Source organism: Streptomyces sp. 8K308 (assembly GCF_004348315.1).
In the GTDB taxonomy this organism is placed as follows: Bacteria; Actinomycetota; Actinomycetes; order Streptomycetales; family Streptomycetaceae; genus Streptomyces.
On sequence record NZ_SMKC01000321.1, the window covers coordinates 1 to 7,993 of the forward strand.

The following is a 7,993-nucleotide window of genomic DNA, read 5'->3' on the forward strand; positions in this document are numbered from 1 at the left end:
GGTCCAGGGCCAGTGACGTGCGAATCGCAGGTGCCGGCGGCGGGCGGTGATGACGAGCTGGGCGGTGGCGGAGAAGAGACGGAGGCGGCGGCGGGGCTCCCACCTGCGGATTTCGCCGGTCAGAGCGAGCAGGGGCATCCAGGCCAGGAGATCGAGGGCGATCTGGACGATCTCCAGCCAGATCTGTTCTGCGCGGCATCGTGCAGGGGCAGGTTGGTAAGGCCGGTGGCGCGGGCGGCACGGATGCGGTCCTCGGCCCTCGCGCGCTGGCGATGCCACAGGTCGAGTGCGGCGATCGGGACGCCGGTGGTGTTGGTGGCGAACGCGGTGAGCTGCGGACCGTCGGCGTCGGTGAAGCGCAACTGGGCGCCGGGATGGGGTTCCTTGCGGACGATCAGCCGCGTTCCCTTCGGCCAGCCCTTCAGACAGTCACCGGACAGTTCGGTGACCCAGGCGCCGTCGCGGATCTCGTCGTCCGGCTCGACGGCCACCGTCCATGCGGCGGTGGGGACCTTGAGGACGGCCTGGTGGAGGGCGTCGGTGATGGGCATGCCGACCGAATACGACAGCCACCGCCCGCGCCGGGCGAGCCATGCGACGAACTCGTGGGTGCCGCCGCCGGAGTCGGTACGGATCAGCGTCTGGCGTCCACGCCGGTGCTTCTTCGGCAGTCGCGCCAGGGCCAGCCTCGCGGCCTCGATGCGGTCGGCGGCGGTGTTGCTGCCCGCGTTGCCCGGCCTGAGCAGGCCGGCCACCGGCTCCCCGCTCCCGCCGCTTCCGTGATCGACGAACCCCCGTCAGGGGATGGTGCCCAAAGGTCTTCTTCCACGTCGCGGTGGCGTCCTGAGTGGGCCAGCACGAGGACCCCGTCCAGGTCCACGATCACCTGCCCCGCAGCATCTGGAGCCGCGTTCTTGGCACACCCCGACTCCCTGGGTGAGCCACCCTACGACTAGCTCGCTCATCCGATCAACAAGGTAGGGAGGATTGACAACGATGAATGCCGTGGCTTCGCCCAGGGCCTGGCGCCAGACCAACTGGCGCCTCCGCCTGCCGGGCAGGGCCACGGCGTTCCCCGGCACAAAATGGGCCATGACGGCCAGCGATCTCGCGGGTGCGGCGCAGCAGTGCACCCCTCGGGCCGGCCCCGTGTGCCGTGGAAGTCGAGCAGATCGTCCGCGATAGCCTGGGTCCGGAGCTCATCGGCTTCAACACGCCAATGCGACAGGGACGGCGGTGAAGGCCGAGAGCAGTGTGCTCACGACCCGGGGAGGACGACGGTCATGATCAGGCCGCCGCCGAGCCGGGGGGCGGCGGTGAGGGTGCCGGCGTGGACGTGTGCCACCGAGCGGGCGATTGACAGGCCAAGGCCCGCGCTCTTTGTCGTGCTCACACGGTCGGCGGACAGCCGACGGAACGGCTCGAAGAGCTTGGGAATGTCATAAGGGGGGACGGTGGGCCCCGAGTTGATGACCTCCACTTCGACCCGGCCGCTGGCCGTGGTGCGGCTAGCGACGGAGACCCAGCCTGAGCCGTCGCCCGTGTTGTGGCGGATGGCGTTCTGCACCAGGTTATGGATCAGCCCTTCGAGCAGGGCGACATCGCCGCTAGTGACGGCCTGGGCCGTGGTCTCCCGCACGGTGACGCCCGCGGCGCTCGCCTCGGCGGCCGTCTGGGCGACCACGTGAGACACCACATCGGCTAGGTCCACCGGCGACCGATCGGAGATCTCATGCTCGGCGCGGGCCAACAGCAGCAGCCCGGCGATCAACCGCTCTTGGCGGGCGTTGATCTCCAGCAGGTTCTCGCCGAGCTGCCGGACATCGGCCGAGGCCGTCTTGCGGTGCATGGCCATCTCGACCAAGGCGCGGTTGAGTGTCAGCGGGGTGCGCAGTTCGTGGGAGGCGTTGGCGACAAAGCGGCGCTGCCCCTCGAAGGAGCGGTCCAGCCGTTTGACCATGGTGTCGAAGGAGTCGGCCAGCTCCTTCACTTCGTCGCTCCGCCCGCTCAGCGCGATCCGCTCGTGCAGGCCATGGCCGGCGACGGGGGCGCCGGCGATCCGGCGCGCCGTTTCGGTGACCCGGCGCAGCGGGGCGAGGACACGCCCGGCGAGCACCCAGCCGAATCCCGCGGCCGCTCCGGCGACCAGCATGAGCGCGATCGCTCCCTGGGTGACCAGCAAGAAGATCGCCTCGCTGCGCAGCTGCCTCTGTTCCTCTGCCAGCAACACGGAGGCGCCCCGGAGGACCCATTGCTGCTCCTCGGACTGGGACGGCGATTCATCGGTGGGAGGGGGCGGCGCCTCCTCGCCTTCGGCCGCCTGAGCGATGTCCGCGAGGCTGATGCTCTGTGGGGGCTCTGTGAGCCGCGCGTCGAGCAACAGGCAGGTGATGCCGAGCAGGACCATGCCGGCGACCAGGAATAGGCCGCCGTAGATCAGGGTGAAGCGTGCGCGCATGGTCTTCATGCGATGCGGTACCCCGATCCGGGCACGGTCAGGATGACCGGCGGGTCGGCGAGCTTGCGGCGCAGCTTGAGGATGGTGAAGCGCACGCTGCCGGTGAACGGGTCGGCGTGCTCGTCCCACGCCTTCTCCAACAGTTCCTCGGCCGAGACCACGACACCATCGGCGCGCATCAGCTCAGTGAGGACCGCGAACTCCTTTCTGGACAACAGCACATACCGCCCGTCCCGGAACACCTCCCGGCGCGCCGGGTCCAGGCTGATGCCCGCCCGCCGGAGCACCGGCGGCACGGCCGGCCGGGCGCGGCGGCCCAGCGCCAGGACGCGCGCGGCGAGTTCGGGAAGAGCGAAGGGCTTGGGCAGGTAGTCGTCCGCGCCCAGGGAGAGGCCCGCCACCCGGTCGTTGATCTCGGCCGCCGCGGTGAGCATCAGCACCCGGGCCGTGGAACCCGACGCGACCAGCTGCCGGCACACCTCGTCGCCGTGCACCATGGGCAAATCCCGGTCCAGGATCACCACGTCGTAGTCATTGACACCGGTACGCTCCAGCGCCGCGGCCCCGTCGAGCGCGATATCCACCGCGTGCGCGTCGGCACGCAGCCACTCGGCGATCGTCTCGGCCAGCATTGCTTCGTCTTCAACCACCAGCACCCGCATAGCAATCAGCGTCCCAGGCGGGGGGTTTGCGCGGCGTTAGCGATGACGCAAACAGCCCGGCCACATGGTGGCGGGTTGTCTTGTTCCCGCCGGGCCGGCGAATCCCGCCGGCCGGTTGGCAGCCGATGGAGATCGGCGCGGACGAATGAGGAGGACGTTGATGCGGCGACAACTTGCCGGCGCGGTGGCGCTGATCCCGCTGGCGCTGATGCTGGCCCTGACCGGGTGCGGCGGCGGAGACGGCGGGGAGGGAAGCGAGAGCGGGGGCTCCGAGGACCCGGAGGAGGCCATGCTGGAGTTCGCCCAGTGCATGCGGGACAACGGCGTCGGCATGTCGGACCCCGGGGCCGGCGAAGGGATGTTCCTGGCCCCTTCGGACGCGGGCGATGACGAAATGAACGCGGCCATGGAAGCGTGTCAGGACCTGATGCCAGGCGGTGGCCCGCCCGAAGTGACGGACGAAATGCTGGACGCGGCGGTCGAGCACGCGGAGTGCATGCGGGAGAACGGGATCGACGGGTTCCCCGACCCGGACCCGAACGGGGGCGGTTCGAGGCTCGACGAGGAGATCTCCGACGACCCGGACTGGGACGCCGCGGAAGCGGCCTGCGACTCCTACCAGCTTGGGGGTTCCGCGCAGGAAGAGGGCGGGGAATGAGCGTGCTCATTCCGGGACCCACGCCCGGCCCCGAGGACTCCGGGGGCGACGGGGCAGGCAGCCGTCGCCGTGGTCGCGGCCGCGGGAAGAAGATCCTGGCGGCGGCGATCGCGGTAGCCGCCGCGGGAGCGGTCACCGTCGCCGCGGCCGGTCTGATCAGCGGCGGCGAAGACGCCGAGGCATCCGGCGCCGGCCTCCCGGCCACCGCGGAGGTGACCAGGGAAACCCTCCACGACACCATCGAGGTCGACGGTGAGCTCAACCATGGCGCCACCGCCGCCACGGCGACCCGGCTGGCCGGCACGCTGACCTGGCTGCCTCAGACGGATGCCGAGGTCAGCCGCGGCGAGACCTTGTACTCGATTGACGAGCTGCCAGTGGTGCTGATGTACGGGTCAACGCCCGCCCACCGCGAGCTGAGCTACGGCGTCGAGAACGGCGCGGATGTCGAGCGGTTGGAGCAGAACCTCTCCGAACTCGGCTACACGGGCTTCACCGTGGACGAGGAGTTCACCGAGGCGACGGCGGACGCGGTGGAGGAATGGCAGGAGGACGTGGGTCTGCCGGAGACCGGTGTGGTGGAGCTGGGCCGGGTGGTCTTCGCGGGCGGCGCGCTCCGGGTCGAGAGCCTGGAGACCGAGGTCGGCCAGGCGCTGGCTCCCGGGCAGAACGTGCTCACCTACTCCGGCACCGCCAAGATGGTGACCGTCGAGACGGAACCGGGCAACCAGCGGCTGGCCGAGGAGGATACCGCGGTGTCCGTCACTCTGCCCGACGGCTCTTCGGTTGCCGGTGAAGTCGTCGAGACCGGCACCATCACCGAGACCAGCGAGGGAGGCACCGGCGACAGCGAGGAGACTGAGACCGTGCTGGAGGTGCTGATCTCCCTGGAGGACCAGGAGGCGGTCGCCGACCTCGACGAGGCCGTGCTGGACGTGACCTTCATGGCGGGAGAGCGGGCCGATGTGCTGACGGTGCCGGTCGCGGCGCTGGTGGCGCTGCGCGAGGGCGGTTTCGGGGTTGAAGTCGTCGAGGGGACGACCACCCGGTATGTCGCAGTGGACGTCGGCCTGTTCGCGGGCGGCCGGGTCGAGGTCAGTGGTGAGGGCCTGGCGGAGGGTATGGCCGTGGGAGTGCCCGGATGACGCCGACGCCTTCCATGATCTCGCTGTCCGGGGTGGCCAAGAGCTACCCGGGCGGGGTCACCGCCCTGGCCGGGGTCTCGCTGACGATCGAGCACGGCGAATTGGTCGCGATCGTCGGCCCGTCGGGCTCGGGAAAGTCGACCATGCTCAACACGATCGGCACCCTGGACCGCCCCACCTCCGGCACCGTGCGAATCGACGGCTATGACATCTCCACGTTGTCCGAACGGCAGCTCTCGGCGCTGCGGGCGACCCGGATCGGGTTTGTCTTCCAGAGCTTCCATCTGGCCGCTGGTGTCGCGGCGTTGGACAACGTCGCCGATGGCCTGCTGTACAACGGCATGGGCCTGCGGGAACGGCGGCGCCGCTCGGCGGCGGCGTTGCGGCGGGTGGGGCTTGGACACCGTCTTGACCATCTATCGCACGAGTTGTCGGGAGGTGAACGTCAGCGGGTGGCCATCGCGCGGGCGGTGGCCGGTGCGCCGGCGCTGCTGCTGGCGGACGAGCCGACCGGCGCGCTGGACACCGCCTCAGGCGCCGGGGTGATGGCCTTACTGCGGGAGCTGAACACCTTGGGCACCACCGTGGTGATCATCACCCACGACCGGGAGATCGCCGCGAGCCTGCCCCGGCAGGTCGAGATGCGCGACGGGCGGATCGTCGCCGACTCGGCGGACCGAACGGCCTCAGAGGTGGGAACCTGATGACGGTCCTCAAGGACGGTCCGGGCCAGGACCTTTCCGAGCGGGACGCCGTCGACCGCCAGAAGGACCGGCCGAAGCTGGTCCCGGCCAGAATGCGGCCGCGCGATGTACTGCGGGTCGGCGGCGTCGGCCTGCGCACCCGCCCGCTGCGGGCGTTCCTGTCCGCGCTCGGTATCGCCATCGGCATCGCCGCCATGATCTGTGTGGTCGGCATCTCCTCCTCGTCCCGCGCCGAACTTGACCGCACCCTGTCCTCGCTGGGCACCGACCTCCTCACCATCACCCCTGGCCAGACCCTGTCGGGCGATGAGGCCACGCTGCCGGTGGAGGCGGAGGCGATGATCGAACGCATCTCACCGGTGCAATCGGTGTCGGCCACCGGGGTCCTCTCCGGCATCGCCATCTACCGGTCGGAGGAGATCCCCGAGGAGCAGACCGGCGGGCTCTCCGCCGTCGCCGCCCGGGAGGACCTGCTGCCGGCCATCAGCGGCGAACTGGCCGACGGTGTCTGGCTGAACGAGGCCACCGCCGGCTACCCGGCCGTGGTGCTGGGCGCGTCGGCGGCCGAACGGCTCGGGATCACACGGGCCGCCCCGGAAACCCAGGTGGTCATCGGTGGTGAGAGGTTCACCGTGATCGGCATTCTCGAACCGCTGCTGCTGGCCCCGGAGTTGGATGACGCGGCGCTGGTCGGCTGGCCCGCGGCCGCCGAGTTCCTCGGCTTCGACGGCCATCCGACCACCATCTACACCAGGTCCGACGAGTCCGAGGTGGAGGCGGTCGGTAACGTACTGGCGGCCACCGCCAACCCGGAGGCGCCCAATGAGGTGCAGGTCTCCCGTCCCTCCGACGCGCTGGCCGCTCAGCAGGCCACCGACGAGGCCTTCACCGGCCTCCTGATCGGCCTGGGCGCCGTCGCCCTGCTGGTCGGCGGCATCGGGGTGGCCAACACCATGGTCATCTCGGTGCTGGAACGGCGCTCGGAGATCGGCCTGCGGCGCGCCTTGGGCGCCACCCATGGCCAGATCCGCACCCAGTTCCTGGCCGAGTCGCTGTTGCTCTCCGCGCTAGGCGGCATCGGTGGCGTGCTGATCGGCATCGGGGTCACCACGGGGTACGCGTTCTCCCAGGACTGGCCCGCCGTCGTACCGCCGCTGGCCATGAGCAGCGGCCTCGCCGCCACCCTCGCCATCGGCGCCATCGCCGGCCTCTACCCGGCCATCCGGGCCGCGCGCCTCTCCCCGACCGAGGCGCTGGCCGCTCCCTGACAGCCGCTGGCCGCCGCCGGATCACGGAGGGCCGGCGGCGGCCAACGGCGTGGGTCAGGCACCGCCTGGCTCGGCCCCGGACTCCTATCTCGGGTCTGTCAAACGAGTGGCTCTGTTCCGTAGTCGGTGGTGACGGTAGGCGACGGGCGTCGTTGACGTCATGTGCGAGATGTGAACTCCCTTGTGGCAACGGTGTTCTCAGGGTCTCTGCGCTGGTCATCGATGGTGTGGCGGACGGCGGTGAGGTGATCCGGGTCTTGGCCCGGACCCGGGATGTTCCCGTTCCCTGCCCGATGTGCGGGGTCCCGACGGGGAAGGTGCACGGATACCACGGCCGGACCGTCGCGGATGTGCCGGTGGATGGCCGCCTCGTCGTGGTCAAAGTCCAGGTGCGACGTCTGGTCTGCCCAGTCCTGGGCTGTCGACGGCAGACCTTCCGCGAGCAAGTCCCTGGGCTGATCGAGCGCCTTCAGCGCCGCACCACGCGTCTGACCAGCCAGGTCTCGGGGGTGGTCAAGGAGTGATGCGGCCGGGCGGCTGCCCGGCTCACCCGGACGCTGGCCGTGCCCGTCTCCTACGCCACCGCCCTGCGCGTCCTGCGCCGCATCCCCATACCGACGGTGCGGATCCCACAGGTGATCGGGGTCGACGACTTCGCCCTGCGCCGCCGCCACCGCTACACCACGATCATCATCGACGCCGAGACCGGCGAACGCGTCGAGGTCCTGCCCAACCGCGAGGCCGCCACTTTGGAGGCATGGCTGCGAGGGAAGAAGAGAGTCGAGGTCGTGTGCCGGGACGGCTCGGCCACCTATGCCGAGGCGATCCGCCGGGCCCTGCCCGACGCGGTGCAGGTCAGCGACCGCTGGCATCTGTGGCGCAACCTGTGCGACAAGGTCCTGGCCGAGGTCCGCGCCCACGCCCCATGCTGGGCCACCATCAACCCGCCACGGCCCGGCGGCGTCCGCGAGCAGACCACCCGCGAGCGCTGGCACGAGGTCCACACCCTCCTCGACTCCGGCGTCGGTCTGCTCGACTGCTCCCGCCGCCTGAACCTCGCCCTGAACACCGTCAAGCGCTACGCCCGCATCCCCGAAC

General features: G+C 70.4%; 6 protein-coding genes and 2 pseudogenes. 5 read left to right on the forward strand and 3 right to left on the reverse strand.

What is annotated here, in order from left to right; all coding sequences use genetic code 11:
* The 3 genes and pseudogenes from E1265_RS29740 to E1265_RS29750 form a co-directional block, all read right to left on the reverse strand.
* Nucleotides 1–907, reverse strand: a pseudogene (locus E1265_RS29740) (IS1380 family transposase); the annotation flags it as partial.
* A 351-nt stretch (nucleotides 908–1,258) separates the two neighbouring features.
* On the reverse strand, nucleotides 1,259–2,407 hold the full coding sequence (locus E1265_RS29745) for an ATP-binding protein (protein WP_243741205.1): 1,149 nt from the start codon (nucleotides 2,405–2,407) through the stop codon (nucleotides 1,259–1,261).
* 56 nt (nucleotides 2,408–2,463) lie between these two features.
* Entirely contained in the window at nucleotides 2,464–3,120 is a 657-nt protein-coding gene (locus tag E1265_RS29750) for a response regulator transcription factor (RefSeq protein ID WP_132934089.1), read from the reverse strand.
* A 160-nt stretch (nucleotides 3,121–3,280) separates the two neighbouring features.
* On the opposite strand from E1265_RS29750, the gene E1265_RS29755 reads away from it, so the two are divergent.
* From E1265_RS29755 to E1265_RS29775, 5 genes and pseudogenes are all read left to right on the forward strand, one after another.
* Nucleotides 3,281–3,778, forward strand: a complete 498-nt coding sequence (locus E1265_RS29755; RefSeq protein WP_132934090.1) for a hypothetical protein — start codon at nucleotides 3,281–3,283, stop codon at nucleotides 3,776–3,778.
* A complete protein-coding gene (locus E1265_RS29760; RefSeq protein WP_132934091.1) occupies nucleotides 3,775–4,923 on the forward strand; it encodes a peptidoglycan-binding protein in 1,149 nt (382 codons plus the stop codon). The genes E1265_RS29755 and E1265_RS29760 overlap by 4 nt, the downstream gene beginning before the upstream one ends.
* A 14-nt stretch (nucleotides 4,924–4,937) precedes the next feature.
* On the forward strand, nucleotides 4,938–5,627 hold the full coding sequence (locus E1265_RS29765) for an ABC transporter ATP-binding protein (RefSeq protein WP_132934092.1): 690 nt from the start codon (nucleotides 4,938–4,940) through the stop codon (nucleotides 5,625–5,627).
* 92 nt (nucleotides 5,628–5,719) lie between these two features.
* On the forward strand, nucleotides 5,720–6,895 hold the full coding sequence (locus E1265_RS29770; protein ID WP_132934093.1) for an ABC transporter permease: 1,176 nt from the start codon (nucleotides 5,720–5,722) through the stop codon (nucleotides 6,893–6,895).
* 152 nt (nucleotides 6,896–7,047) lie between these two features.
* Nucleotides 7,048–7,993, forward strand: a pseudogene (locus tag E1265_RS29775) (ISL3 family transposase); the annotation flags it as partial.

Excerpts from the sequence above, each read along its gene's own strand:
- E1265_RS29745 (WP_243741205.1), bottom strand. The coding sequence starts at position 2,407 with ATGGTCCTGCTCGGCATCACCTGCCTGTTGCTCGACGCGCGGCTCACA.
- E1265_RS29750 (WP_132934089.1), bottom strand. The coding sequence starts at position 3,120 with ATGCGGGTGCTGGTGGTTGAAGACGAAGCAATGCTGGCCGAGACGATC.
- E1265_RS29755 (WP_132934090.1), top strand. The coding sequence starts at position 3,281 with ATGCGGCGACAACTTGCCGGCGCGGTGGCGCTGATCCCGCTGGCGCTG.
- E1265_RS29760 (WP_132934091.1), top strand. The coding sequence starts at position 3,775 with ATGAGCGTGCTCATTCCGGGACCCACGCCCGGCCCCGAGGACTCCGGG.
- E1265_RS29765 (WP_132934092.1), top strand. The coding sequence starts at position 4,938 with ATGATCTCGCTGTCCGGGGTGGCCAAGAGCTACCCGGGCGGGGTCACC.
- E1265_RS29770 (WP_132934093.1), top strand. The coding sequence starts at position 5,720 with ATGCGGCCGCGCGATGTACTGCGGGTCGGCGGCGTCGGCCTGCGCACC.